At 73.5% G+C, this 25,143-nt stretch carries 23 protein-coding genes; 11 read left to right on the forward strand and 12 right to left on the reverse strand.

Annotated elements, in window-relative coordinates:
- Window positions 1-11 precede the first annotated feature (11 nt).
- The 6 genes from FXF65_RS26555 (at window position 12) to FXF65_RS26580 (ending at window position 5,926) form a co-directional block, all read left to right on the forward strand.
- Window positions 12-983 carry a carbohydrate ABC transporter permease gene (locus tag FXF65_RS26555; protein WP_148352752.1) on the forward strand — a complete coding sequence of 324 codons (972 nt, stop codon included), beginning with the start codon at window positions 12-14 and terminating at the stop codon, window positions 981-983.
- Window positions 980-1,888, forward strand: coding sequence for a carbohydrate ABC transporter permease (locus FXF65_RS26560; RefSeq protein ID WP_148352753.1), 909 nt, complete (start codon window positions 980-982; stop codon window positions 1,886-1,888). The genes FXF65_RS26555 and FXF65_RS26560 overlap by 4 nt, the downstream gene beginning before the upstream one ends.
- Window positions 1,885-3,351 (forward strand): glycoside hydrolase family 3 protein, encoded by a 1,467-nt coding sequence (locus tag FXF65_RS26565; protein ID WP_246199118.1) that lies wholly within the window; start codon window positions 1,885-1,887, stop codon window positions 3,349-3,351. The genes FXF65_RS26560 and FXF65_RS26565 overlap by 4 nt, the downstream gene beginning before the upstream one ends.
- A 213-nt stretch (window positions 3,352-3,564) precedes the next feature.
- The gene (locus FXF65_RS26570; RefSeq protein ID WP_148352755.1) at window positions 3,565-4,029 is read left to right on the forward strand and encodes an RrF2 family transcriptional regulator; all 465 of its coding nucleotides are present in this window, start codon (window positions 3,565-3,567) and stop codon (window positions 4,027-4,029) included.
- 6 nt (window positions 4,030-4,035) lie between these two features.
- The gene (locus FXF65_RS26575) at window positions 4,036-4,872 is read left to right on the forward strand and encodes a DNA-formamidopyrimidine glycosylase family protein (protein WP_148352756.1); all 837 of its coding nucleotides are present in this window, start codon (window positions 4,036-4,038) and stop codon (window positions 4,870-4,872) included.
- Between the two features lie 169 nt (window positions 4,873-5,041).
- Window positions 5,042-5,926, forward strand: coding sequence for a LysR family transcriptional regulator (locus tag FXF65_RS26580; protein ID WP_148352757.1), 885 nt, complete (start codon window positions 5,042-5,044; stop codon window positions 5,924-5,926).
- 100 nt (window positions 5,927-6,026) lie between these two features.
- On the opposite strand, the gene FXF65_RS26585 is transcribed toward FXF65_RS26580, so the two are convergent.
- From FXF65_RS26585 to FXF65_RS26630, 10 genes are all read right to left on the reverse strand, one after another.
- Window positions 6,027-6,494, reverse strand: coding sequence for a Dps family protein (locus FXF65_RS26585; protein ID WP_148352758.1), 468 nt, complete (start codon window positions 6,492-6,494; stop codon window positions 6,027-6,029).
- A gap of 180 nt (window positions 6,495-6,674) precedes the next feature.
- Window positions 6,675-7,028 (reverse strand): helix-turn-helix domain-containing protein, encoded by a 354-nt coding sequence (locus FXF65_RS26590; protein ID WP_067884328.1) that lies wholly within the window; start codon window positions 7,026-7,028, stop codon window positions 6,675-6,677.
- Window positions 7,029-7,139: 111 nt separating this feature from the next.
- On the reverse strand, window positions 7,140-8,435 hold the full coding sequence (locus tag FXF65_RS26595) for a CinA family nicotinamide mononucleotide deamidase-related protein (RefSeq protein WP_148352759.1): 1,296 nt from the start codon (window positions 8,433-8,435) through the stop codon (window positions 7,140-7,142).
- Window positions 8,436-8,904: 469 nt separating this feature from the next.
- Window positions 8,905-9,495: a CDP-alcohol phosphatidyltransferase family protein gene (locus tag FXF65_RS26600; RefSeq protein ID WP_148352760.1), complete on the reverse strand. Its 591-nt coding sequence runs from the start codon at window positions 9,493-9,495 to the stop codon at window positions 8,905-8,907.
- The gene (gene rimO / locus FXF65_RS26605) at window positions 9,492-10,910 is read right to left on the reverse strand and encodes a 30S ribosomal protein S12 methylthiotransferase RimO (RefSeq protein ID WP_148352761.1); all 1,419 of its coding nucleotides are present in this window, start codon (window positions 10,908-10,910) and stop codon (window positions 9,492-9,494) included. Before rimO ends, FXF65_RS26600 begins: the two co-directional genes overlap by 4 nt.
- A gap of 88 nt (window positions 10,911-10,998) precedes the next feature.
- Window positions 10,999-11,748 (reverse strand): helix-turn-helix domain-containing protein, encoded by a 750-nt coding sequence (locus FXF65_RS26610; RefSeq protein WP_148352762.1) that lies wholly within the window; start codon window positions 11,746-11,748, stop codon window positions 10,999-11,001.
- 241 nt (window positions 11,749-11,989) lie between these two features.
- Window positions 11,990-14,665, reverse strand: a complete 2,676-nt coding sequence (locus tag FXF65_RS26615; protein WP_148352763.1) for a DNA translocase FtsK — start codon at window positions 14,663-14,665, stop codon at window positions 11,990-11,992.
- Window positions 14,666-14,759: 94 nt separating this feature from the next.
- The gene (locus FXF65_RS26620) at window positions 14,760-16,445 is read right to left on the reverse strand and encodes a ribonuclease J (protein ID WP_148352764.1); all 1,686 of its coding nucleotides are present in this window, start codon (window positions 16,443-16,445) and stop codon (window positions 14,760-14,762) included.
- A 73-nt stretch (window positions 16,446-16,518) separates the two neighbouring features.
- Window positions 16,519-17,457, reverse strand: a complete 939-nt coding sequence (gene dapA, locus FXF65_RS26625; protein ID WP_148352765.1) for a 4-hydroxy-tetrahydrodipicolinate synthase — start codon at window positions 17,455-17,457, stop codon at window positions 16,519-16,521.
- A gap of 242 nt (window positions 17,458-17,699) precedes the next feature.
- Window positions 17,700-18,743 (reverse strand): glycoside hydrolase family 18 protein, encoded by a 1,044-nt coding sequence (locus tag FXF65_RS26630; protein WP_246199119.1) that lies wholly within the window; start codon window positions 18,741-18,743, stop codon window positions 17,700-17,702.
- A 311-nt stretch (window positions 18,744-19,054) separates the two neighbouring features.
- Between FXF65_RS26630 and FXF65_RS26635 the strand changes: the two genes are divergently transcribed.
- Window positions 19,055-19,246 (forward strand): hypothetical protein, encoded by a 192-nt coding sequence (locus FXF65_RS26635; RefSeq protein ID WP_148352766.1) that lies wholly within the window; start codon window positions 19,055-19,057, stop codon window positions 19,244-19,246.
- A gap of 33 nt (window positions 19,247-19,279) precedes the next feature.
- Here the strand turns inward: FXF65_RS26635 and FXF65_RS26640 are convergent, their stop codons facing one another.
- On the reverse strand, window positions 19,280-20,305 hold the full coding sequence (locus FXF65_RS26640) for a DMT family transporter (RefSeq protein WP_148352767.1): 1,026 nt from the start codon (window positions 20,303-20,305) through the stop codon (window positions 19,280-19,282).
- Here FXF65_RS26640 and FXF65_RS26645 point away from each other — a divergent pair.
- Complete coding sequence (locus FXF65_RS26645; RefSeq protein WP_148352768.1) at window positions 20,304-21,695, forward strand: aminotransferase-like domain-containing protein; 1,392 nt, start codon at window positions 20,304-20,306, stop codon at window positions 21,693-21,695. The genes FXF65_RS26640 and FXF65_RS26645 overlap by 2 nt on opposite strands.
- 10 nt (window positions 21,696-21,705) lie before the next feature.
- Here FXF65_RS26645 and FXF65_RS26650 read toward each other — a convergent pair whose 3' ends face one another.
- Window positions 21,706-22,113, reverse strand: coding sequence for a VOC family protein (locus FXF65_RS26650; protein WP_187412517.1), 408 nt, complete (start codon window positions 22,111-22,113; stop codon window positions 21,706-21,708).
- A gap of 125 nt (window positions 22,114-22,238) precedes the next feature.
- Between FXF65_RS26650 and FXF65_RS26655 the strand changes: the two genes are divergently transcribed.
- Genes FXF65_RS26655 through FXF65_RS26665 form a run of 3 tightly spaced genes read left to right on the forward strand, consistent with a single transcriptional unit; the run spans window position 22,239 to window position 25,116 of the window.
- Window positions 22,239-22,790 (forward strand): CGNR zinc finger domain-containing protein, encoded by a 552-nt coding sequence (locus tag FXF65_RS26655; RefSeq protein ID WP_148352769.1) that lies wholly within the window; start codon window positions 22,239-22,241, stop codon window positions 22,788-22,790.
- 45 nt (window positions 22,791-22,835) lie between these two features.
- Window positions 22,836-23,411 carry a GNAT family N-acetyltransferase gene (locus tag FXF65_RS26660; protein ID WP_148352770.1) on the forward strand — a complete coding sequence of 192 codons (576 nt, stop codon included), beginning with the start codon at window positions 22,836-22,838 and terminating at the stop codon, window positions 23,409-23,411.
- Between the two features lie 49 nt (window positions 23,412-23,460).
- Window positions 23,461-25,116: an MFS transporter gene (locus FXF65_RS26665; protein ID WP_246199120.1), complete on the forward strand. Its 1,656-nt coding sequence runs from the start codon at window positions 23,461-23,463 to the stop codon at window positions 25,114-25,116.
- Window positions 25,117-25,143: the final 27 nt, after the last annotated feature.

Consider the following 25,143-nt stretch of genomic DNA (forward strand, 5'->3'; position numbering starts at 1 on the left):
TCGGAACGTCCATGCTCGACACCGCACCCGCGGTGGGCAAGGCGCCCGGCCGGAGATCTTCCGGCCGGGCGCGGTCCCGCCGCAGGCCCCGATTCGGGCCGTACCTGCTGATCGCGCCGACCGCGATCGTGATCGCCGTCCTGATGTTCTGGCCCATGATCCAGATAGGGACCATGTCGTTCCAGAAGGTCGGCAACCGCCAGTTGCGCGGGGAGCCGGCCGAGCAGGTCGGGACGGAGAACTTCGACAAGATCCTCAACGACCCCTTCTTCTGGCAGACCCTCCGGCACACGGTGCTGTTCGCCGTCGTCGCCGTGGCCCTCACCATGGTCGTCGGCACGCTGGTGGGGCTACTGCTCAACAAGCTCGGCAAGAAGATGTCGTCCTTCGTCGCGGGCGGCGTCATGGTCGCCTGGGCGACCCCGCCGGTGACCGCGGCGATCATCTTCAGCTGGCTGTTCGGCTCGACCGGCGGCGTCGTCAACTGGTTCCTCGACCTGCTGCCGAACTTCCTCGTCGGCGGCGGCTGGGACGACTACAACTGGTTCGCGACCCCGCTGTCCACCTACACCGTTCTCACCGTGTGCGTCGTCTGGCAGGCGTGCCCGTTCGTCGCGGTGTCGGTGCTCGCGGGACTGAAGAGCGTCCCCGGCGAACTGTACGAAGCGGCCCGGGTGGACGGCTCGGGCCCGTGGCGGACGTTCTGGAGCCTCACCTACCCGATGCTCAAGCCGATCTTCCTCGTGCTGGTCGTGATGTCGATCATCTGGGACTTCAAGGTCTTCACGCAGCTCTTCATCATGTCCGGGCTGGCCAACCGCGACGCCTTCAACCTGTCGCTGTACGCCTACTCGGAGGCCTTCGGGTCGATGAATCCGAAGCTCGGCATGGGCTCGGCGATCGCGCTCGTGCTCACGATCATCCTGCTCATCGTCACCGCTCTCTACGTGCGGGTCATGGTCCGACAGGGGGAGATGAAGTGACGTCCACGACGGCGCGGCGCCCCGGTCCGCGGCCCGCCGCGCACGCGGGCGGCCGCCGCCCCGGCGCCTCGAAGCGCTGGCGCAAGTTCCTGCTCAACGGGACGGGCCTGCTCGTCTTCATCTTCGCGGTCTTCCCGGTGTTCTGGATGGTCTCCACGGCCTTCAAGCCGAACACCGAGATCTTCAGCACGACGCCGAAGCCGTTCCCGTCCCACCCGACGCTCGCGCACTTCGACCTCGTCCTGAACGGCGGCATCGCCGAGGTCTCCTTCTGGGAGTACTTCCGCAACAGCGCGATCCTGGCCCTCGTCACGGTCGTCGTGTCGAGCCTGCTCGCGCTGATGGCCGCCGTCGCGGTGGCGCGGTTCCGCTTCCGGTTCCGCACCACGTTCCTGGTCATGCTGCTGGTGGTCCAGATGGTGCCGCTGGAAGCGCTGGTCATCCCGCTCTTCCTCGACCTCAAGCAACTGGACCTGCTGAACAGCCTGGCCGGTCTCTCGATCGTCTACATCGGTTTCGCCGTGCCGTTCGCGATCTGGATGCTGCGGGGATTCGTCGCCGCGGTGCCGCGCGAACTGGAGGAGGCCGCCGCCATCGACGGCGCCGGCCCGATCCGCACGTTCTTCCGCGTCATGCTCCCGCTCGTCGCGCCCGGACTGGTCGCGACCAGCATCTTCTCGTTCATCACCGCGTGGAACGAGTTCATCTTCGCGTTCACGTTCCTCGACGACCAGAACAAGTACACCCTCCCGATCATGCTGCAGTTCTTCTTCGGCCGCAGCGGAAACGCATGGGGGCCCATCATGGCGGCGTCGACGCTGCTGACCATTCCCGTGATCGCCTTCTTCCTGCTCGTCCAGCGCCGAATGGTGTCCGGACTCACCGCCGGGGCGGTGAAGGGGTGACGACCGACGACATCGTGACCGCGGCCGAGATCGACCGGCTCGCCCGCGGCACGCTCCTGCCCTCCTTCCCCGGTCCGACCGCGCCCCGCTGGGTGCTCGACGAGCTTGAGGCCGGCCTCGGCGGCGTGACGCTGTTCGCGCTGACCGGGAACGTCCCGAGCCCGGAGTCCCTCGCCGCGCTCACCGCGCAGATGCGCAAGGCCGGCGACCCGTTCGTGACCATCGACGAGGAGGGCGGCGACGTCACCCGGCTCGGCGGCCACCGGGCGGGCAGCCCCTACCCGGGCAACGCGGCGCTCGGCGCCGTGGACGACCCGGAGCTGACCCGGCGGATCTACCGCTCGCTCGGCGCCGAGCTCGCCGAGGTCGGCGTCAACTTCAACTTCGCGCCGTCGGTGGACGTCAACACCGCCGACGACAACCCGGTGATCGGCACCCGCTCGTTCGGCGCCGACCCCGAGCTGGTCGCGCGGCACGCCGCCGCGTCCGTCGCGGGGACGCAGGAGGCGGGCGTCGCCGCCTGCGCGAAGCACTTCCCCGGCCACGGCGCGACCGTGGACGACTCGCACCTGTCCATCCCGCTCGTCGACGCCGACCTGGAACTGCTGGACCGGCGCGAGCTGGTCCCGTTCCGGGCGGCGATCGAGGCCGGTACCCGCGCGGTGATGACCGGGCACCTCAACCTGCCCGCCATCACCCGCGGAGTGCCGGCGACCCTCTCCCCCGAGGCGATCACCGGGCTGCTCCGCGAGCACCTCGGCTACCAGGGCGTGATCGTCACCGACGCGCTGGACATGGAGGGCGCGAGCGGCGCGATCGGCATTCCCGAGGCGTCCGTGCGGGCCCTCATCGCGGGCGCCGACCTGCTCTGCCTCGGCCCGAACGAGCACGCCGAGACGGTCGCGGCGACGCTCGCCGCGATCGGCGAGGCCGTCCGCACCGGCCGGCTCGCGCCGGAGCGGCTGTGGGACGCCGGGGAGCGCACCCGGCGGCTGAAGGAGTGGCTCGCGGGCAGCACCTCCGCCGTCGTCGACCGCGCCGCCGGGCTGGAGGCCGCGCGCCGCGCCGTCCGGGTGTCGGGCTCGCTGCCCGGCTGGGACGCCGCGCCGCTCGTCGTCGAGACCGAGTCGAGCGGCAACATCGCGGTCGGCCCGACCCCGTGGGGCCTCGGTCCGTGGGCGCCGGACGCTGTTCGAGCGGACGGCGCGGACGGAACGGTGGAGAAGGTCTTGGACCGTGCCAAAGACCGCGGTCTGATCATCGTGCTGCGGGACGCGCACCGCCACGCCGGCCAGCGCGCGCTCGCCAACGCGCTGCTGACGGCCCGTCCCGACACGGTGGTGGTGGAGATGGGCCTCCCGGTGTGGCGTCCCGGCTCGGCGGTGTACGTGGCCACCTACGGCGCCGCCGCCGCCAACGCCCAGGCCGCCGCCGAGCTGCTCGGCCTGACGGCCGCGGTCTGACCGCGGCCTGATGGCGAACCAACCGTGAACCGACCGTGAACCGACCGCGTCCGTCCCCCCGGCCGAGCCCGTGCGGCCCGGCCGGGGGCGCCGGAACGCGGCCCGCCGACCCGTGGCGCGCCCGCCGGACAAGAGCCCGGTTCCGGCGGGCGTGTCACGCTCACGGCGGCCCCGCCGGTCCGAGCGGTGCGGACGACAAGGGATAATGCGTACATGCGATTGTCCGCCCGGGTCGACTACGCCTTGCGCGCCTCCGCCGAGCTGGCGGTCGCCGGGTCCCGCCCGGTGACCGCGGTGCAGCTCGCCGAGGCGCAGCAGATACCGCCCAAGTTCCTGGAGAACATCCTCGGCCAGCTGCGCCGGTCCGGTCTCATCCGGAGCCAGCGGGGGCCCGAGGGCGGCTACTGGCTGGCGCGCCCGGCCGAGGAGATCTCCCTCGCCGACATCATCCGCGCCATCGACGGGCCGCTGCTCGGCGTCCGGGGCGAGCGCCCCGAGCACGTCGGGTACGAGGGGCCCGCGAGCTCCCTCCAGGAGGTGTGGATCGCGCTGCGCGCCAGCGAGCGCTCCATCCTGGAGCAGGTCATGCTCTCCCACATCGCGGCGGGCGAGCTGCCGGAGCCCGTCCGCAAGCTCACCGAGGACCCGTCCGCCTGGGAAAGCCCCTCCTTCATCTGAGTCCCCATGCCGGAAGGTGACGTCGTCTGGCTGACCGCCCGCAGGCTGCGCGAGGCGCTCGCCGGGCGGCCGCTCACGCGCTCGGACTTCCGCGTCCCCCGGCTCGCGACCGCCGACCTGCGCGGCCGGACGGTCCTCGCCGCCGAGCCGCGCGGCAAGCACCTGCTCATCCGGGTGGAGGGCGGGCTGACCGTCCACACGCACCTGCTGATGGAGGGGCGCTGGCGGATCGGCCGGGCCGGTTTCCCGTGGGGGGACGACCCCCCACACCCCCCGAACCGGAGAGGGCCCGCGCCGCGCGACCACCGCGTCCGGCTCGTGCTGGCCAACACCGAGTGGCAGGCGGTGGGCTACTCCCTCGGCCTCGTGGAGCTGCTGCGGACCGCCGAGGAGGACAGGGCGGTCGGCCATCTCGGGCCCGACCTGCTCGACCCGTCGTGGGACGCGGGGCTCGCGGCCGAGGCGGTCGCCCGGCTGGCCGGGCTGCCCGACCGGGCGATCGGCGAGGCGCTGCTCGACCAGACGCTGCTCGCCGGGATCGGGAACGTCTACAAGGCCGAGATCCTGTTCCTGCGGGGCGTGCATCCGTGGGCCGCCATGAGGGACGTTCCCGACCTGCAAGGGCTGGTGGAGCTCGCTCACCGGCTCCTGGACCTCAACAAGGCGCGGCACGGCCACATCACGACCGGTGACCTGGGACGGGGCCGCGAGCACTGGGTGTACGGGCGGGCCGGGCGGCCCTGCCGCCGCTGCGGCGCCCGGATCGAACGCCGCGACCAGGCGTCCCGGGTGGGCGAGCGGGTCACGTTCTGGTGCCCGCGCTGCCAGCCGGCCCCCGCCTAGCGGACACGGTCGGCGCCCGCCCGGCCGCCCCCGGGACGTGCGGGCGGGTCGCCGCCTGATCTCTCGCGGGTCGCCGGATCCTGCGCCCGTCCTCCGCATCCTCGGTCGGAGACCGTTCCAAGTCAATTCTCGGGTTTTCTTATCGATCCCCCAGCTCTACCTTGGGGAAATGACCTTGGACGATCTCCGCGTGTTCGTGGCCGTCTGCGCGGCGGGCAACCTCAGCGCCGTCGCCCGCGACCTGTCGTGCAGCCAGTCGGCGGTCAGCCAGCACGTCAAGCGGCTCGAACGGGAGACGGGGCTCGCCCTGCTGGAGCGGCGGCCGCGCGGCGTCGTGCCGACCGGGGCGGGGCGCGTCCTGGAGCGGGCCGCCGCGGAGGGCATCGCCGGGCTGGACGCGGCGCTGCGCCGCCTCGACGACCTGCGCCGCGGCGTCGGCGGGACGGTCCGCGTCGCGACCGGGGCGACGACCGTCCGGCACTTCATGGCGGCGGGCGTGGCCGCGTTCCGCGAGCGCCGCCCCGAGACGGCGCTCCAGTTCGAGACGGCCGGGTCCAGCCGCCGGTGCCTGGAGGCCGTCCGCGCGCACGCCGCCGACCTGGCGTGGGTGACGGTCGGGCCGCCGCTGGACGGCGTCGAGCAGCGCCCGTCCCGCGAGCTGCCCTGGATGCTCGCCGTCCACTCCGGCGACCCGCTGGCGGAGCGGGCGTCCGTCGCGCCGGCCGACCTGTCCGGCATCCGGCACATCGAGCTGCCGGAGCACTCGACGTCCCGCGTCCACCTGGAGGCGCACCTCGGACGGCACGGGGTGCGGCTGACGTCCACGACGAGCGTCGCCGACTGGGACACCGCCCTGCTGCTCGCCGAGCTGGGCCTCGGCCACGCGATCCTGCCCGCGCTGCCCGGCTGGGGACGCGGGCGGGGCGGCGTCCGGCTCGTCCCGATCCCGGACCTGCCGCCGCTCGCGGCCGGGTGGGCCGCCCGCCGGTGGGACGCGCTCAGCCCGCTCGCCGCCGAGTTCGCGGAGACCGTCCTCGCGCACCTGCCGCCCTGACCGCGCCCGCGACGGGAAACGGCGAAGCCCCGGTCCCCGCCGTGACGGCGGCGGGGACCGGGGCTTCGTCGCGTCCCGGACGTCCGGGACGCGGGACGTGTCAGACCTGCGCCTGGAACATCCAGTGCTGCTTCTCGAGCTGCGCGGTGAGGCTGATGAGCAGGTCCTGGGTGACCTGGTCGGGCTCGTCGGTCGCCTCGATCCGCTCGCGGAACCGCGCGATGATCTGCGCGAGGATGTCGGTGATCGCGGCGACGACCTTGTCGTCGGCGAGGTACCCGGCCTCCAGCTGCGCGAGGGCCGTGCGGTCCGCCACCGTGCGGGAGCGTCCGTCGGGGTTCAGGCCGATCGCGACGGCGCGCTCGGCGACGTCGTCCTGACCGGTGCGAGCGAGGGCGACGATCTCGTCCAGGTGCTCGTGAACGACCTTGAAGTTGCGCCCGGTGAGGTTCCAGTGGGCCTGCTTGGCGAGCAGCGACAGATCGATGAGGTCGATGAGGGAGCCCTGGAGGGCGTCCCCGGTGACCTTGAGGGCCTCGTCGCTGAGGGGGCTCTTGACGGCCGCCATGATGGGCTCCTTCCGCGTCGTTACGGTTGTCCGCCTACAACACGGGACCATCCCCGCAAATGCCGCGCTCATACGTGAGGCCGCGCACACCGCGCGGCCTCAGCTCGGGCGGGACGGCACGGGAGGGCGAACCCCCCGCACGTGCCCCGCGGACGAGGAATGTGCGGAAATCGCGGAGCGTCAGGCGGCGACCATGTCGCCGCGGAACTCCCCGGTGATCTCCTCGGGCGTCTCCGGGATGCGCTCGGTGGGGATGCGCTCGTGCTCCGGCGCGCCCGCCATGACCGGCTCGTGCTGCAGCTCGGCGAGGGCGAGTTGGTCCGCCACTTCCCTGAGCACGTGCGACAGCGGGACCCCGAGTGCCTTGCAGATCGAGGAGAGCAATTCCGAAGAAGCCTCTTTCTGCCCCCGTTCGACCTCGGACAGGTAGCCGAGTGACACCCGCGCCGCCGCGGACACCTCACGGAGGGTGCGTCCCTGGCGCAGCCGCAGCTGCCGCAGTACGTCACCGAGCAGCTGGCGAAGCAGGACCATCGTCTCGCTCCCTCCCTCAGTTCGGACCATCTGCCGGTTCCACCGTACCCGCCTTGACGGCGGCCATGGCAGACCGTTGATTTCGTGTTCGCTCGGAACGTAACGCTGTAATCAGCCCGGATCTTCCCGATCTTCCCGAGCCGGGTCGTCCGGATCCGGTTCGGGAAGCCCGACCAGGACACGTCTCAGCAGCTCAAGGGCGTGGACGACGGTCATCCGCCGGATCACCGCCCGGGTCTCGGGCCCGGCTCCGGGCACGGGAAGTCGCGGCGCGGCCACGATGGGCGATTTTCCGGGACCGGCCACGCCGATGTAGACCGTTCCGACCTCCTGGCCGTCCTGCGGCTCGGGTCCGGCGACTCCGGTCACGGCGAGCCCGTACGTCGCGCCGAGCGCGTCCCTGGCGCCCGCCGCCATCGCGGCGGCCACGTCCGGGTGGACGGCCCCGTGCTCTTCGAGGAGGCCCGCGGGGACGCCGAGCATGCCCCGCTTCGCGTCCGTGGCGTACGTCACGAGGCCGCCGGCGAACGTCGCCGACGAGCCGGGCATCGCGGTCAGCTCCGCGCCGATGAGGCCGCCGGTGAGCGACTCGGCCGTCGCGACCGTCGCGGACCGCTCGGCGAGCAGCCGGTGGACGACCCGGTCCAGCGACTCGTCCTCGGCCCCGTACACCGCGGATCCGAGCAGCTCCCGGACGCGCGCCTCGACGTCCGCGAGCCGTCCGGCGGCGTCCCTGCCCGCGACCGTGATGCGGACCTTCACCTCGGCGGGATCCGGCAGGTAGGCGAGCCGGACGCCGTCCATCTCCTCCACCTCTGCGAGCCGCGACGCGACGACCGACTCCCACATCCGCGCGGTGCGCAGGGTGCGGCGCGCCACCGCGGGCAGCCCGGCGATCTCCTTCAGCTCCGGCAGGACGACCTCGTCGGTGATCGTCCGCATCTCGAACGGGACGCCGGGCAGCGCGTACACGATCCCGCCGGGCAGCTCGACGCGCAGGCCGGGCGCCGACCCGGCCGAGTTGCGCAGGATCCGCGCGCCCTCGGGGACGTCCGCCATGCGCAGCGCCATCGGCCGCAGCTCGCGCCCGGCCCGCGCGACCCGCTCGCGCAGCCGCCGCTCCAGGCCCGCGTCCCGGACGAGCGCCACCCCCGCCGCCTCGGCGAGCGCGTCGCGGGTCAGGTCGTCGTAGGTGGGGCCGAGCCCGCCGGTCGTGATCACCGCGTCGGCGCGGCCGAGCGCGGCCCGCACCGCCTCGACGATGACGTCCAGCTCGTCGCCGACGACCACGCTGCGGGTGACGTCGACTCCGTGGTCGGCGAGCCGGCGGCCGAGCCAGGCGGCGTTGCCGTTGACCGTGTCGCCGAGGAGCAGCTCGTCCCCGACGGTGAGCAGTTCGACCCGCATCGCGTCCTCGTTTCGGCGGTCCAGGTTTCGGCGGTCCAGGGGCTGGGTGCCGGGCGTCCCGAATCTACCGGCGGCCCGGTCGCGGGACGGACCTGCCCACCCGCCGGTTGACGGGAGAAGAAGTCCGAATGCGGACGACGGCCCCGGCCGAAGATCGAACCGGTCCAACCCGATTTCCCATTTCCGTCGCCGAAGAAAAGGGAGGGCCGCGCATTGTGCGCCGTGCGCCCGCCTCGTCCGACAGTGCGCGCGGCGGGCATGGCGGACGGGACGCGCATCGTCGCCGCGACCCGCCCGGCCCCCGCCCGACCCTTTCGGGAATCGCAGGTCACATTGTGAGTCAGACCTCATTCCCCCGATTCGTCCGCGGGGAGGATCACGAGGATAATCGTGCATCGCGGCGCCGCGATCGGGGCTGCGGGGCCACGACCGGGGTGGGCGTGGTCCCGCAGCCCACCTCGAACCCCGGTCAGGAGGCGGCGGGCCCGCGGCGCAGCCGCCATGCCTGGACGACGTAGTCCGCACCCGTGACGACGGTGACGACCAGCGCGGCGCCCATCGTGGCCCAGCGCAGCGGGTCGAGCGGTCCGGGCAGGATGTACAGGCCGATCGCGATGACCTGGAGCATCGTCTTCAGCTTGCCGCCCTTGCTCGCCGGGATCACGCCGCGCCGGATCACGATGAACCGCAGCACCGTGATGCCGATCTCGCGGGTCATGATCACGGCGGTGACCCACCACCACAGCTCCCCCATCAGCGACAGGCTGACGAGCGCCGCGCCGGTGAGCGCCTTGTCGGCGATCGGGTCGGCGATCTTGCCGAAGTCGGTGACCAGGCCGCGGGCCCGGGCCAGATCGCCGTCGATCTTGTCGGTGATCGAGGCGGCGGCGAACACGGCGAACGCGGCGAGCCGCCAGCCGTCGCCGTCCAGGAACAGGAACCAGACGAACACCGGCACCAGCGCGATGCGCACGAGGGTCAGCGCGTTCGCGACGTTCCAGACGCCGGCGGGCGGCGGGCCCTGCGAGCCCGCGACCGGGTCCGGGGTGCCCGCGATCACGACACGTCCGCGGTCAGGTCCACGCCGTCGCTGCCGGTCACCCGGGCCGCGACGATCTCGCCGAGGGTGAGCCCGGCGCCGCGGACGCGGACCGTCCCGTCCACCTCCGGCGCCTGGTGCTCGGCGCGGCCCTCGACGAGGCCGTCGTCCGCCTTGTCCTCCAGCAGGACGCTGACCGCCGTGCCGATCCGGTCCTCGGCGCGCTGCGCGGTCAGCTCGTCGGCGAGGCTCGACAGCTCCTCGACGCGGGCGGCGACCTCCGCGGCGTCGAGCTTGCCGTCGAGGTCGGCGGCCTCGGTGCCGTCCTCGTCGGAGTAGCCGAACACGCCGATCGCGTCGAGCCGGGCGGCGGACAGGAACTCGGCCAGTTCGTCGACGTCGTCCTCGGTCTCGCCGGGGAACCCGACGATGAAGTTCGACCGGACGCCCGCCTCGGGCGCCAGCTCGCGGATCCGGTCGAGCAGGCCGAGGAACCGCTCCCGGTCGCCGAACCGACGCATCGACCGCAGCACCGGGCCGCTCGCGTGCTGGAACGACAGGTCGAAGTAGGGCGCGACGCCCGGCGTCCCGCAGATCGCCTCGATCAGGCCCGGCCGCGTCTCGGCGGGTTGCAGGTAGCTCACCCGGACGCGCTCGATCCCGTCGACGGCGGCGAGTTCGGGCAGCAGCTTCTCCAGCGCCCGAAGGTCGCCGAGGTCCTTGCCGTAGGACGTCGAGTTCTCGCTGACGAGGAACAGCTCGCGCACACCGTGCCCGGCGAGCCACCGCGCCTCCGCCAGCACCTCCGCGGGCGGACGCGACACGTACGCGCCGCGGAACGCCGGGATCGCGCAGAACGTGCACCGCCGGTCGCAGCCGGACGCCAGCTTCAGCGGCGCGACCGGGCCGCCGCCGAGCCGCCGCCGCAGCACCCGCGGACCGGACGCGGGCGCCACCCCGTCCGGGAGGTCCTCGGGCCCGTGCCCCGGGATCGCCACCGCCGCCGACGCGCGCTCCACCGGGCTGATCGGCAGCAGGACGCGCCGGTCGCGCGGCGTGTGCGCGTCCCTTCTGCGCCCGGCGAGGACGTCGTCGAGCCGGTCGCCGATGTCGGCGTAGTCGTCGAAGCCGAGCACGGCGTCGGCCTCGGGCAGCGCCTCGGCCAGCTCGCGCCCGTACCGCTCCGCCATGCAGCCCGCCGCGACGACCTTCGCGCCCGAGTCGTGCGCGGCGAGGAGCGTGTCGATGGAGTCCTTCTTCGCGGCCTCGATGAAGCCGCAGGTGTTGACGACCACGACGTCGGCGCCGTCCGTGCCGTCGGCGCCGTCCGCCAGGTCCCAGCCCGCGTCCTCGATGCGCGCGGCGAGCTCCTCGGAGTCGACCTCGTTGCGGGCGCAGCCGAGGGTGATGAGCGAGACCTTGCGGCGAGTTGACATGACCCTAAGGTAATGCGCCCGGACCCCGGGGAAGACCAGCAACCCGGCCGATCCGGGCCGCGCCGGGCGAGCGGGGGGCGGCGGGGGCTCAGGCGCGCTCGGGGTCGTTCCGGTCGAAGCTCACCCGCTGGACGCCCTTGCCCTTGCCGGGCGCGCCGAGGTCCTTGCCGTTGACGGTGAGTCCGACGCTGCCGCCGACGCCGATGACCAGGTTCACCTTCTTCTTGGCGGTGAACTCCTTCTGGTCGCCCTTGCGCAGCATGCCGCTGAACAGCGTCTTGCCGCGGTCGTCGCGGACGTTCAGCCACGTCGTCCGCTTGGCCACGACCCGCACCTCCACCTTGGTGCGCGGCGCGGTCGCGACCGGGCCGTCGTGCTTCGGCGGCGCGGGCGGCGCCGTGGTCGGCGGCGCGGGCGTGCCGGCGACCTGCCGCGCGGTGCGGTGCTCGCTCTCCCCGCCGTTCCCGACCACCTGGACGACCCCGTAGATGACCACGAGGGCGAGCGCGAGCGCCATCGCGGCGCTCCAGTTCGGCGAGCGGCGCTCGCGGAACGCGACGGGCTGCTCCGGCTCGAACGCCGACACCGCCGAGACGGGCTGCGGCGCGCCGCCGTGCGTCGCGTCGAACTCGGCGACGAGCGGCTCCGGGTCGATGCCGATGACCCGCGAGATGCTGCGGATGTGGCCGCGCGCGTAGAAGTTGCCGCCGCAGGCCGAGAAGTCGTCGGCCTCCATGCCGCGGATCACGGTCTCGCGTATCCGGGTCTGGAGGCTCACCTGTGTCACCGAGAGACCGGCCCGCTCGCGCTCCTCCGCCAAGGTCTCACCGATGCTCACGCCGGGCCTCCTTTGAGGGCGCTCGTGGCCGATCTTCTGGAAACCAGTCTAGGAACGGCAATGCCCACTAGGCGACAGCCAACACGTTCGAAAGTGGGCAAGATTTCGCATCATTCCGCAATGCCCGGCGGCCCGACGCCCGCTCGTGACCTTCGCGCCGCCTCCGCGCCGCCCCGGCGTCACCTCGCCGCCGCCCGGCCCCCCACCGAGCCCCCCGCCGAGCCGCCGCCGCGCCCTCCGCTCAGCCGCCGCGCAGCTCCGCGAGGACGCCGGGGAGGTCGTCCGGCTTGGTGAGGACGTCGCGCGCCTTCGAGCCCTCGCTCGGCCCGACGATGTCGCGGCTCTCCATCAGGTCCATCAGGCGGCCCGCCTTGGCGAACCCGACCCGGAGCTTGCGCTGCAGCATCGACGTCGACCCGAACTGGGTGGACACGACCAGCTCGATGGCCTGGACGAGCAGGTCCATGTCGTCGCCGATCTCCTCGTCGATCTCCTTCTTCGGCGCGGACGACTCGGCGACGTCCTCCCGGTAGTTCGCCTCCATCTGCCCCTTGCAGTGGTCGACGATCCCGTGGATCTCCTTCTCGGCCACGTAGGCGTTCTGGATGCGCATCGGCTTGCTCGCGCCCATCGGCAGGAACAGCGCGTCGCCCTGCCCGACGAGCTTCTCCGCGCCGGGCTGGTCGAGGATGACGCGGCTGTCCGACAGCGACGACGTCGCGAACGCCAGCCGGGACGGGACGTTCGCCTTGATGAGGCCGGTGACGACGTCCACCGAGGGGCGCTGCGTCGCGAGGACGAGATGGATCCCGGCGGCGCGGGCGAGCTGGGTGATGCGGACGACCGAGTCCTCCACGTCGCGCGGCGCGACCATCATGAGGTCGGCCAGCTCGTCCACGATGACGAGCATGTACGGGTAGGGGGTGTAGACGCGCTCGCTGCCGGGCGGCGCCTTCAGCTTCCCGGCCTTGACCGCCTTGTTGAAGTCGTCGATGTGCCGGAAGCCGGACGCGGCGAGGTCGTCGTAGCGGCGGTCCATCTCGCCGACGACCCATTCGAGGGCCTCGGCGGCCTTCTTCGGGTTGGTGATGATCGGTGTGATCAGGTGCGGGATGCCCTGGTACATCGTCAGCTCGACCCGCTTGGGGTCGACGAGGATCATCCGCACCTCGTCCGGGGTGGCGCGCATCAGGACCGAGGTGATGAGCCCGTTGATGCACGTCGACTTGCCCGCGCCGGTCGCGCCCGCGATGAGGATGTGCGGCATCTTCGCGAGGTTGGCGACGACGGTGCGCCCCTCAACGTCCTTGCCGAGGCCGACGACCATCGGGTGGTGCTCGTTGGTCGCGGCGGGCGAGCGGAGGACGTCGCCGAGGCTGACGATGTCCTTGTCGGTGTTCGGGATCTCCACGCCGATCGCCGACTTGCCGGGGATCGGGGAGATGATGCGCACGTCCGCGCTCTTCACCGCGTACGCGATGTTCTTCGTCAGCGCGGTGACCTTCTCGACCTTCACCGCCGGGCCGAGCTCGATCTCGTAGCGGGTGATCGTCGGACCGCGGGTGAAGCCGGTGACCTGCGCGTCGATGTCGAACTGCTCCAGCACGCCGGTCAGCGCGTTCACGACCGTGTCGTTGGCCTTCGTGCGCGGCTTGGAGACGCTGCCCGGACGCAGGGCCGACGGGTCGGGCAGCATGTAGATCTCGCCGGACGACGACAGCGGGAGCTGCTCGGTCCGGCGCGGCGCGGGCGTCGGGTCGCGGACGTCCGCGCGGGGCGCCTCGCCGTGCACCCCGGACGGCTGCTCGGACATGTGCTCGCCCGCGACGTGCTCGTCGCCGTCCTCCGGCGGGGGCGGGACGTCGTCGGCGGGCGGGGCGGGCGGCGGGACGTCGGCCTGGAACGGGTCGGGCTCGAACAGCTCGTCGGCGAGGTCGCGGCGCGGGCGCGCGGGCTTCTCCTTGGGGCCGTCCTCCAGGAGGGGCGTGTCGTACGGGCGGGAGTGCTCGCCGACCTCCAGCTCGTCCGGGTCGTCGTCGGACTTCTTCTTGCGGCGGCGCTTCTTCGGCGCGTCCCCGCCCTCCTCCTTGGCCTCGTCGCCGGACTCGCGCTGCGGACGACCCTGCAGCGTCGCCACGGCCCACAGCTCGGACACCCGCTCGGGGACGCGGTTGATCGGCGTCGCCGTGACGACCAGGAGCCCGAAGCCGGACAGCAGGAGCAGCAACGGCACCGCCACCCAGCCGCTGAGCGCGGCGTCCAGCGGCGCGGACACGAGCCACCCGACGACGCCGCCCGCCCCGCGCACGCCGGGCATGTCCTCGGCCGGGGACGGGACGCCCGCCGCGATGTGCAGGATGCCGAGCACGCCGACGCCGAGCGCGGTCACGCCGATGACGACGCGCCCGGTGTCCTCGTGCTGCTCGGGGTGGCGCAGCGTCCGCCACGCCAGCAGGGCCAGCAGGACGGGCAGCGCCATCGCGAGGATGCCGAGCCCGCCGCGCACGACCTTCTCCAGCGCGATGGTGACGACGCCGTCCGGCCGGAACCAGGTGACGGAGGCCAGCACGATGGACGAGCCGAGCAGCGCGAGGCCGAGGCCGTCGCGGCGGTGCTCGGCGTCGAGGTTGCGGGCGCCGTTGCCGTACGCGCGGAAGATCGAGCCGACCGCGACGGCGGCGAGCAGGTACAGCCTGAACAGCAGCTTGAAGAAGCCGAGCACCGCCTGGGAGATCGGGTCGGGCTTCTGCTGGGCGCGCGCCCTGCCGGAGCCGCGGCCGCCCTTGGCGGCGCTCGGCCGCCTGCGGGCGGACGTCCCGGCGGACTTGCGGGTCGTGCTCCCCGTCCGCGAGGAGGTCTGCGTCCCATGGCTGCGCCCAGCCGTCCCCTTGGTACCCCCAGACGCACGTGTGGCCATGATTATGAGAGTAACCAAGGACCCAAGAGGTTCCCGGGATGGCGGGCGGGCGTGTTGACACGCGCCCGCCCGCCCCCTCACATCTCGGCGGCGCTCAGACCTCGACGACCACGGGGACGATCATCGGGCGGCGGCGGTAGTTGTCGCTCACCCACTTGCCGACCGTCCGCCGGATGAGCTGGCTCAACTGGTGCAGGTCGTTGACGCCGTCCCCGGCCGCGTCGCGCAGGACGCCCTCGATGCGGGCGATGACGTCGTCGAAGTCCTCGTTGGTGATGCCCGCGCCGCGGGCGTGCACCTCGGGGCCGGCGACGACCTTGCCGGACGTCGAGTCGATCCCGACGACGATGGAGACGAACCCCTCCTCGCCGAGGATGCGCCGGTCCTTCAGCGACGTCTCGGTGACCTCGCCCACGGACAGCCCGTCGACGTACACGTAGCCCGCCGGGACGGCCCCGACGATGGCGGCGCGCCCGTCCACGAGGTCGACGACCACGCCGTCCTCGGCGATGACGACGCCGTCCTCGGGGACGCCGGTGAGCGCCGCGAGCTTGGCGTGCGCGCGAAGGTGCCGCCACTCGCCATGGATCGGCATGAAGTTGCCGGGCTTCGTCACGTTGAGGACGTACAGCAGTTCGCCCGCCGACGCGTGCCCGGACACGTGCACCAGCGCGTTGCCCTTGTGCACGACGCGCGCGCCCCAGCGGGTGAGCCCGTTGATGACGCGGTTGACCGCGTTCTCGTTGCCCGGGATCAGCGAGGACGCGAGCATCACGGTGTCGCGGTCGGTGATGCGGATCGAGTGGTCGCGGTTCGCCATCCGCGACAGCGCGGACATCGGCTCGCCCTGCGACCCGGTGCAGACCAGGACCAGCCGGTCGCCCGGGATGTCGTCGAGCTCCTTCTGCTCGACCATGATGTCGTCGGGCACGTTGAGGTAGCCGAGCTCGCGCGCGACGCCCATGTTGCGGACCATCGAGCGTCCGACGAAGCACACCTTGCGCCCGTTGGCGACGGCCGCGTCCAGGACCTGCTGGACGCGGTGGATGTGCGAGGCGAAGCAGGCGACGATGAGCCGTTCCTCCGCGGTGCGGAACACCTCGTCCACGACCGGGCCGATGTTGCGCTCGCTCGTGACGAACCCGGGCACCTCGGCGTTGGTCGAGTCGGACATCAGCAGGTCGATGCCCTCACCGCCGAGGCGCGCGAAGCCGGGCAGGTCGGTGAGCCGGCCGTCCAGCGGGAGCTGGTCCATCTTGAAGTCGCCGGTGTGCAGGACGAGCCCCGCGGGCGTGCGGATCGCGACGGCGAGCGCGTCCGGGATCGAGTGGTTGACGGCGAGGAACTCGCAGTCGAACGGCCCGAGGACGCACCGCTCGCCCTCCGCGACGACGTTGGTGACGGGTTTGATGCGGTGTTCGGCGAGCTTGGCCTCCAGCAGCGCGAGCGTGAGCCTGGAGCCGACGAGCGGGATGTCGCGCCGCTCCCGCAGCAGGTACGGGACGGCGCCGATGTGGTCCTCGTGGCCGTGCGTGAGGATGACGGCCTCGATGTCGTCCAGGCGCTCCCTGATGTATTCGAAGTCGGGCAGTATCAAGTCGACGCCGGGCTGCTCGGTCTCGGGGAAGAGGACGCCGCAGTCGACGACGAGCAGGCGTTTGCCGTACTCGAACACCGTCATGTTGCGGCCGATCTCCCCGAGCCCGCCGAGCGCGACGATGCGCAGCCCGCCCTTGGGCACGACGGGCGGGTCCGACAGTTCCGGGTGCGGATGACTCACCGGCCCCCGCCTTTCCGAGGGGCGCCCCCTAGATGTCCGGGCCGGTCACCCGACGATCCTCGTTTCGCTGCGGTCATCGGCTGACCTCCGGGATGACAACCTCCGGCACTTTCACTCCCCCAATCGTCAGGTCTTCACGCAGGCGCGCCGCGAACTCCGGCGGGGCCTCCACGAGCGGCGCGCGGAGCGGGCCGCCGCCGGGAAGGCCGAGCAGGTTCAGCGCTGCCTTGACGGCGATGGCGCCCTGCGTACGGGTCATGATGGCGGCGACCACGGGCAGCAGCCGCCGGTGGATCTCCAGAGCGCGGGCGATGTCGCCGGCGCGGTACGCGTCGATCATCTCATGCAACTCGGCGCCGACGACGTGGCCGATCACGCTGACGAACCCGGCGGCGCCGACCGACAGCCACGGCAGGTTGAGGTTGTCGTCGCCGGAGTACCAGACGAGGTCGGTCTCGGCCATGACGCGGGACGCGCCGAACAGGTCGCCCTTGGCGTCCTTGACGGCGATGATCCGCGGGTGCTCGGCGAGCCGCATCAGCGTCGCGTTCTCGATCGGCACCCCGGCGCGGCCGGGGATGTCGTAGAGCATGGCGGGCAGGGCGGTGGCGTCCGCCACCGCCGTGAAGTGGCGGATCAGCCCCTCCTGCGGGGGCTTGTTGTAGTAGGGCGTCACCACGAGCAGGGCGTGCGCGCCGGCGGCCTCGGCCTCCCGCGCGAGTTTCAGGGTGTGCTCAGTGTGGTTGGTCCCGGCACCGGCGACGATCACGGCGCGGTCGCCGACCGCGTCGATCACCGCGCGCAGAAGCTGCTGTTTCTCGTCGTCGCTCGTCGTCGGCGACTCGCCCGTCGTCCCGTTGACGACCAGGCCGTCGTGGCGCCGCTCGTCGACCAGGTGGGTCGCGAGGCGCGCGGCGCCGTCGTAGTCGACGCCGCCGTCGGGCAGGAACGGGGTGACCATCGCGGTCAGCATCCGCCCGAACGGAGCGTCAGGTGTTGTGCTGGGTGCCATGTATCGAACGGTACCGTTCCGGCCGTACTCGGTGGACCCGCAGGTCCAAGCTGACATCGGACGGGCGCCGAGGGCGGGGTCCGGAGGGCGGAACGGAGGAAGCCGCCGCCACACGCTCGGGGGTACGCGTGGCGACGGCTCCCAGAACACATCGTGGCACGCAAATGCCGCGTTACGGGGTCAGTCCGGCCACTTCCCGGACTCGATCGCATAACGTGACCCCGCGGTCATCTCGGGTCAAGTCAGCCGCTCGGCGCGGAGGCCGCCGGGGAGGGCCAAAGGGCGCGATAACGGGCCCATTCGTCCGGACGGGTCGTCCAATCCGCGTACACGCCGACGCCGTACGGGCGTTTCGGCGGGCGCTCCAAGTCGTCGACACCGCGCCGGACGCCACGGAGCGCGACGTCCAGGGTCTCCGACCACTCCGCGCGCGGGCGGTAGGTGGGAACGCCCATGAACACCGTCGTCCGGTCGCCGATCAACTCCAGGGTGGTCCGGGTGTGCCGGGCGAAGTGCCAGCCCGTGAGGGCGTCGGTGGGCAGCGACACGTCGTACGTCATGATCGCGACCTGGTCGGCGCGGTCGGCGACGGCGAGCAGGAAGTCCCTGGTCGGGCGCGGCGGGTAGTGGACGGCCCCGGTGCGCGGGATCAGCGCCTTGTAGACGGGCTGGAGGGCGTCCAGGAGCGCGGGCTGTTCGAGCGCGACGGACAGGAGCCGTCCCCGCGACCGGGTCAGCTCGCGGGTGGCGTCCATGAGCTTGAGGAAGGCGTGGTCGTCGGGGTAGATGGGCTCGAAGTCGTAGTGGATGCCGTCGAAACCGAGGTCGAGGAAGACGGCGTCGGTCTTGACGACCTGTTCGCGCACCTTGGGGTCGTCCAAGTCGATGACTCCTGAGCCGTCCACCTTTCGCACCTGCCCCAGGTACGCCTGGGCGCGGACGCCGGGCGCGTACTCGCGGACGGCCTCGATGAGCTGCCGCGCGTAGCGGTACTTGGCGGGCGGGACGGTCCCGTCCGCCTCGACCGGGCCCGCGTGGAAGTAGACGTCGCTGATGCGGTTCTGCTTGAGGAGCGTCCCGAGCGCCTGATACTCGGCGTCGGTGTGCGGCTCGCCGACCCACTGGTGGCGGGCCCACAGCGCGTTCGTGTCGGTGCCGGGCGCGGACGGGTCCGGCTGCCACCACGTCCACGCGCCCGCGACCGCGAGCGCCGCCAGGCCGAGGACGTACGCCGCCGTCCAGCCGAGCCACCGCAGGCCCCGCCGGGCCCATCCGCGTCGCGCCATCCGGCAATGATCCCGGAAGTTCCGGACGGACCGGACGCCGAGCCCCCGGTTCCCCCTCGGCCCGTCCAGCATCCGGTCACGCGCCGTCCATGATCTGGACGGGATCGCGCGCCGCGCGCGGCGGGCCGTTGACAGCCGGTCCACGCTGTGACGACGCGGCGGCTCCAGGTCGGCCCGCTGGACCCGCGCCCTGTGGACTCGCGTTCTGTGGACCCGCGTTCTGTGGACCCGCGCCCGCCGGACCCGACGGGGAGCCGCCGCGGACCCAACCCGTGCAAGGGGATGGAGGTCGAACCGACATGCGAACCGACATGCGACGACCGAACCGGGCCGAACCGACGAACAAGGCCGAACCGAAGCCTCTGATCAGCACGCGCGCCCTCGTGATCGTCCTCGTGGCGGTCGGGGCCGCCGCGCTCACCTTCGCCGCCCCGGGGCTCGCGCTCCCGATCGGGGTCGGCGTCGGCGTCGTCACCCTTCTCGCCCAGATCGTCAAGGACTGAGGAGGATCCGGAAGACCGGGACGACCCCGGAGATCACCGGGGCGTGAGGGTCTCCCGCCCGTCGCGCGCCCGGTCCGGATTCGGGTGGGGGGACGGCCTCCCACGCCGCCCGGACCGGTGCGGCATGCCGCGCGCGGCGAGCGGGGACCTGCGGACGCGGGCGCGCTGGGTGAGCGCCACGCAGACCAGGACGGCGACGGCGGCGAGCGCCGTGGTCGCGTCGACCCGCTCGTCCAGCAGGACCGCCGACCACGCGAGGGTCAGCACCGGCTGGACGAGCTGGAGCTGGCTCGCGCGGGCGATCCCCGCCCGCGCGAGGCCCTCGTACCAGGCGAAGAACCCGAGGTAGGCGGAGAAGGCGGCGACGTAGCCGAAGCCGAGGACGGCGCGTCCGGTCCAGTGCGGGTCGCTCGTCGCGAGCAGCCACCCCGTCACCGGCACGGTGATCGGCGCGGCCAGCACGGTCGCCCAGGAGATCACCCGCCAGCCGGGCATGTCGCGGGACAGCCGCGCGCCCTCGGTGTACCCGGCCGCCGCGGCGAGCAGCGCGCCGAACAGCAGCAGGTCGGCGGCCGTGACCCGGCCCGCGCCGCGGACCACCGCGAACGCGGTGACGCACGCCGCGCCCGCCGCGCCCGCCAGCCAGAACGCCCGCGACGGCCGCTCGCCCGCGCGCAGCGCGCCGAGCACGGCGGTGGCGGCGGGCAGCAGCCCGACCACGACCGCCGAGTGGCCGGACGACGCGCCGTGGTCGAGCGCGAGCGTGCTGAGCACCGGGAACCCGAAGACCACTCCGGCGACGACCACCGCGAACGCGGCGAGCTGGTCGCGGCGGGGCGGGCGGGCGCGCACCGCGAGCAGGGCCCCGGCGGCGAGCACGGCCGCGGCGGCGGAGCGGCCGACGCCGATGAGGTACGGGTCGAGGTCGCCCAGGACGGCGGCCGTGCTGGGGATGGTGAACGAGTAGATCAGGACGCCGATCGCGGCGAGCCCGAGGCCGAGCCCCGGCCGGTCGTCCGCTATCGGCGTCGAGGCAGTAGCGCTATCCTTGGTCTTCATGAAAAAGGATAGCAGTGTGGCGGCGCTGGCCGACGCGCTGCGCGGCGACGTCCGCCGGATGGGGCCGGGCGAGCGCCTCCCGTCGAGCCGGGCGCTGGTCGAGCGGCACCGCGTCAGCCCGGTGACGGTGTCGCGGGCGCTCGGGCTGCTCGCCGCCGAGGGGCTCATCGTGACGCGGCCGGGTAGCGGAGCGTTCGCGGCGGAGCGTCCGAGCGCCGCGCCGGAACCGGCCGACTTCGGCTGGCAGGCGGTCACGCTCGGCGACCGCGCCGTCGATCCGTCCGGGGTGTCGTGGCTGCTCACCCCCGCCCCGGACGGCGTCGTCGCGCTCAGCGGCGGCTACCTGCACCCCTCGCTCCAGCCCGTGCGGGCGCTCGCGACGGCCGCGGCGCGGGCCGCCCGGCGGCCGGACGCCTGGGACATGCCCGCGCTCGGCGGCCTGCCCGAGCTGCGCGCCTGGTTCGCCCGGACGGTCGGCGGCGCCGTCTCCCCCGCCGACGTGGTGATCACCAGCGGCGGGCAGCAGTCGCTGACGACCGTGCTGCGGGCGCTGCTCGCGCCGGGCGCGCCGCTGCTGGTCGAGTCGCCGACCTACCTCGGCGCGCTCGCCGTCGCGCGGGCGAGCGGGCTGCACCCGGTGCCCGTCCCGGTGGACGCGGACGGCGTCCGTCCCGACCTGCTCGCCGAGGCGTTCGCGCTGAGCGGGGCCCGCGCCCTCTACACCCAGCCCACCTTCCACAACCCGACCGGCGCGGTGCTGAGCGACGAGCGCCGCGGCCAGGTGCTGGACGTGGCCCGCGCGGCGGGCGCGTTCGTGATCGAGGACGACTTCGCCCGCCACCTCGGCGTCGCCGCTCCCCCGCCGCCGCCGCTCGTCGCGCGGGATGGCGAGGGCCGCGTCGTGCACATCGCGTCGCTGACCAAGGCGACCGCGCCCAGCCTGCGCGTCGCCGCGGTGATCGCCCGCGGCCCGGCCGCCGCGCGGATCCGCGCGACCCAGCTCGTCGAGGAGTTCTTCCCGGCGCGGCCGCTGCAGGAGACGCTGCTCGAACTCGTCAGCTCGCCCGGCTGGGCCCGGCACCTGCGGGCCGTCCGGACGGCGCTGCGGGAGCGCCGCGACGCGACCCTCGCCGCGTTCGCCCGCGACCTGCCGGGGCTGCGGGCGAGCCGGCCGGGCGGCGGGCTCCACCTGTGGATCCGGCTGCCGGACGGCGTCGACGACACCGCCGTCGCCGAGGCCGCGCTGCGCGGCGGCGTCCTGGTCAGCGCGGGACGGCCGTTCTTCCCCGCCGAGGCCCCCGCCCCGCACCTGCGGATCAGCTACGGGACGGCCGCCTCGACGGCGGAGCTGGCCGAGGGCGCGCGGCGGCTCGCCGCCGTCCTCTCCTGAGCCTTCTCAGTCAGCGCGCTGTGCAGAAGCAGAACTCGTTGCCCTCGGGGTCGTACCAGACCTGGAACGGCGTGCGCGGGTCGCCCATCGGCTCGCCCGCGGGCGTCGCGCCGAGCCGCCGGGCCCGCTCGCCCGCCGCGTGGATGTCGGGGACGTCCAGGTCGAGGTGCAACCGGTTCTTGGCCGTCTTGCCCTCGAGGACGCGTTGGAAGGCCAGCACCGGGCCGTTCCGGGGGGCGTGGGGGGTCGTCCCCCCACCAGAGGCAGGGCCGTTGCCCGCTAGGGGCTCCAGGTCGAGCCAGTCCTCCTCGCGGCCGGTCGGCTTCATGCCGAGCAGCCCGCCCCAGAACGCGGCCATGACGTCGAGGTCGGCGCAGTCGATCACGAGCGTGGTGACCCGCGGGGTGATGTCGGTCATCGCGTCCCTCCCTTGCTTGACACCAGCGAAACCCTAACGTCGGTGTCGCCACAGATGCAACCAGTGAAAACCAAAAGGCGGTGTCGCAGGTTGGTAGACTCCCCGGCGGACAGGCAGGAGGCGCGATGACCGGCGCTCAGGACGACCCCGCGCTGCTGCTGGCGGACTTCGTCAACACGCTCAACGTCGAGGACGGCGACGACCGGCTGGCCACGCCCGCCGACGTCGGCGGGTGGCTCGCCGAGCGCGGGCTGGTCCCGGACGGCGCCAGCGCCACGACGGCCGACCTGCGCGTGGCGACAGCGCTGCGGGAGGGGCTGCGCGAGGCCATGTCCGCGCACCACGGCCCGCGCGAGGCCGACCTCCCCGAGGACCTCGACGACGCGCTCGCCGCCCTCCCCCTGCGGATCACGCTGACGGGGGCGCGGCCCGCGCTCGTCCCGCTCGACCCGCCGGGGACGGCCGCCGCCGGGCTCGCCCGCCTCGCCGCCGCGATCACGGACTCGGTCGCCGCCGGGACGTGGCCCCGCCTCAAGGTCTGCCAGGAGGACACCTGCCGCTGGGCGTTCCTCGACACGTCCAAGAACCGGTCGCGCTCCTGGTGCTCGATGCGCGTCTGCGGGAACCGCACCAAGACGCGGGCCTACCGGGCACGCCGCCGTCCCGCCGCTCGCTAGGGTGAGCCGGAGATCACCGGAGATCACCGAGGAGAGGACGGGGCCATGGCCGACGTGGGCGTCCGGCCCGCCGGGCGGGCCGACGCGGCCGCCGTCGCCGACATCCAGGTGCGGGCGTGGCGGCACGGTTACCGCGACCTGCTGCCCGCGGCCGTCCTCGCCGAGGTCACCGGGCCCGCGGCCGTGGAGGTGTGGCGGGACAGGTGGGCCGAGGCCGCGACCGCGCCGCCGTCGCCGCGGCACCGGCTGCTCGTCGCGGTCGCCTCCGACCTCGTCGTCGGGTTCGCCGCGCACGGCCCCGCCGAGGACGCCGACCTCGACCCCGGCTCCGCCGCCGAGCTGATCACGCTGCTGGTCGACCCGATGCACACCCGCGCCGGGCACGGCAGCAGGCTGCTCGCCGCGACCGCCGACCTGCTCCGCGAGGACGGCTTCACCGTCCTGACGAGCTGGGTCTTCGAGGCCGACGACGTGACCCGGACGTTCCTCGGCTCCGCCGGATGGGCCCCGGACGGGACGGCCCGCACCCTCGACATGGGCGAGCCGGTCCGCCAGATCCGCCTCCACACCGACATCAGCGCCGACGCCGACGCGGACTCCGACTCCGGCGCCGCGGGCTGAGCCGGGGGCAGGTGCCGACCCTGGCCGGACCGGCCATATCTTTGAATCCGTGCCCGAGTCCACCTCCCTGACGCCGCCGCCCCCCGCCGTGGCGGAGCCGCCCGCCGGCCGCCGCCGCTGGCTCGCCATGGTGGTGATCAGCCTCGGCGTCTCGCTGATCGTCGTGGACGCGACGATCGTCGGCGTCCTGACCCCGCGGATCGTCGCCGACCTCGGCCTCACGACCACGGACGCCGAATGGGTCACCTCGGTGTACGCGCTGGTCTTCGCCGCGCTGCTGATCCCGTTCGGGCGCGCGGGCGACCTGTTCGGACGGCGCCGGATGTTCGTCCTCGGCGTCGCGGTGTTCGCGGCGGCGAGCGTCGCCGCCGCGCTCGCCGGGAGCGGCGCGGCGCTGATCACGGCGCGGGCCGGGCAGGGCGTCGGCGGCGCCATGATCATGCCCGCCACGCTGTCCACGCTGAACGCCGTGTTCACCGGGCGGGACCGCGCCGTCGCCTTCGGCATCTGGGGCTCGATGATCAGCGGCATGGCGGCGCTCGGGCCGCTCGCGGGCGGCGCGCTCGCCACCGGCGGCGGCTGGCGCTGGGCGTTCGGGGTCAACCTGCCGCTCGGCGCGCTGCTGGTCGCGGGGGCGCTGCGGTTCATGCCGGAGACCCGGCGGGCGCGGGCGGGCGGCTCCGCGCGGCACGAGATCGACTGGACTGGCGGCGTGCTGTCCGCGCTCGGGCTCGGCGCACTGGTGGCCGGGATCATCGAGGGCCAGACGTACGGCTGGTGGGCGGCGACGCGCCCGTTCTCGATCGCCGGGTTCGACTGGCCCGCGCCCGGCCTGTCGCCGGTGCCGGTCGTCCTCGCGCTCGGCGCGCTGCTGCTCGCGGCGCTGGTCGCCGTCGAGCGGTCGCGGGCGGCGGCCGGGCGCCCGGTGATGCTCGACCTCGACCTGTGGCGCATCCCGAACTTCCGGCGCGGCAACCTCGCGTCCGCGCTGATCAACGTGGGCGAGCTGGGGCTGCTGTTCGTCCTGCCGCTGTTCCTGCTCGGCGTCCACGGGACGAACCCGCTGCAGATCAGCCTCGCGATCCTGCCCCTCGCGGTCGGCTCGTTCCTGTCCGGCGGGTACGCGGGACGGCTCGCCAACCGGCGCGGCCCGCACCGGGTCGTGCGGATCGGGATGGCGCTGGAGGTCGCCGCCGTCGCCGGGCTGGCGGCGACCGTGTCGGCGACCACCGGCGGGCTCGGGCTCGCGCCCTGGATGCTGCTCTACGGGCTCGGCCTCGGGCTGACGTCCGCGCAGCTCACGAACGTGTCGCTGGCGGACGTCCCGGCGGAGCGGGCGGGGCAGGCGGCCGGGACGCAGTCCACCGCCCGGCAGGTCGGCGCCGCGCTCGGCATCGCCGCCATCGGGACGGTCTTCGCCACGAGCCTCGGGCACGCGATGGCCGACCGGCTGTCGGGGTCCGCGCTGCCGCCGGAGCGGCGCGCCGCCGTCGCGCACGAGCTGCGCGAGAGCGCCGGGACCTACGGGCGCGAGCTGCACGCGACGCCCGCGCGCGCCGCCGAGGCCCACGCCGCGGACGCGAGCCTCGCCGCCGCGACCAGGAACGCCGCCCTGACCACCGCCGCGATTCTCGCGCTCGGCCTCGCGATGTCGCTGCGGCTGAGTCCGAGCGGTGATCGTCATCCGGAAGAATCGAAGGGATAGTCCCCCTGTCGCCCCACGAGAACGAGC

The organism is Actinomadura syzygii (assembly GCF_008085905.1).
GTDB classification, from domain to species: Bacteria; Actinomycetota; Actinomycetes; order Streptosporangiales; family Streptosporangiaceae; genus Spirillospora; species Spirillospora syzygii.

Coding starts and splice junctions, on each gene's coding strand:
- rimO (WP_148352761.1), bottom strand. CDS start 10,910: ATGTCAACTCGCCGCAAGGTCTCGCTCATCACCCTCGGCTGCGCCCGC.
- FXF65_RS26590 (WP_067884328.1), bottom strand. CDS start 7,028: ATGGTCCTGCTTCGCCAGCTGCTCGGTGACGTACTGCGGCAGCTGCGG.
- FXF65_RS26645 (WP_148352768.1), top strand. CDS start 20,304: ATGAAAAAGGATAGCAGTGTGGCGGCGCTGGCCGACGCGCTGCGCGGC.
- FXF65_RS26570 (WP_148352755.1), top strand. CDS start 3,565: ATGCGATTGTCCGCCCGGGTCGACTACGCCTTGCGCGCCTCCGCCGAG.
- FXF65_RS26650 (WP_187412517.1), bottom strand. CDS start 22,113: ATGACCGACATCACCCCGCGGGTCACCACGCTCGTGATCGACTGCGCC.
- FXF65_RS26595 (WP_148352759.1), bottom strand. CDS start 8,435: ATGCGGGTCGAACTGCTCACCGTCGGGGACGAGCTGCTCCTCGGCGAC.
- FXF65_RS26635 (WP_148352766.1), top strand. CDS start 19,055: ATGCGACGACCGAACCGGGCCGAACCGACGAACAAGGCCGAACCGAAG.
- FXF65_RS26640 (WP_148352767.1), bottom strand. CDS start 20,305: ATGAAGACCAAGGATAGCGCTACTGCCTCGACGCCGATAGCGGACGAC.
- FXF65_RS26585 (WP_148352758.1), bottom strand. CDS start 6,494: ATGGCGGCCGTCAAGAGCCCCCTCAGCGACGAGGCCCTCAAGGTCACC.
- FXF65_RS26655 (WP_148352769.1), top strand. CDS start 22,239: ATGACCGGCGCTCAGGACGACCCCGCGCTGCTGCTGGCGGACTTCGTC.
- FXF65_RS26660 (WP_148352770.1), top strand. CDS start 22,836: ATGGCCGACGTGGGCGTCCGGCCCGCCGGGCGGGCCGACGCGGCCGCC.
- FXF65_RS26575 (WP_148352756.1), top strand. CDS start 4,036: ATGCCGGAAGGTGACGTCGTCTGGCTGACCGCCCGCAGGCTGCGCGAG.
- dapA (WP_148352765.1), bottom strand. CDS start 17,457: ATGGCACCCAGCACAACACCTGACGCTCCGTTCGGGCGGATGCTGACC.
- FXF65_RS26615 (WP_148352763.1), bottom strand. CDS start 14,665: ATGGCCACACGTGCGTCTGGGGGTACCAAGGGGACGGCTGGGCGCAGC.
- FXF65_RS26580 (WP_148352757.1), top strand. CDS start 5,042: ATGACCTTGGACGATCTCCGCGTGTTCGTGGCCGTCTGCGCGGCGGGC.
- FXF65_RS26555 (WP_148352752.1), top strand. CDS start 12: ATGCTCGACACCGCACCCGCGGTGGGCAAGGCGCCCGGCCGGAGATCT.
- FXF65_RS26630 (WP_246199119.1), bottom strand. CDS start 18,743: ATGGCGCGACGCGGATGGGCCCGGCGGGGCCTGCGGTGGCTCGGCTGG.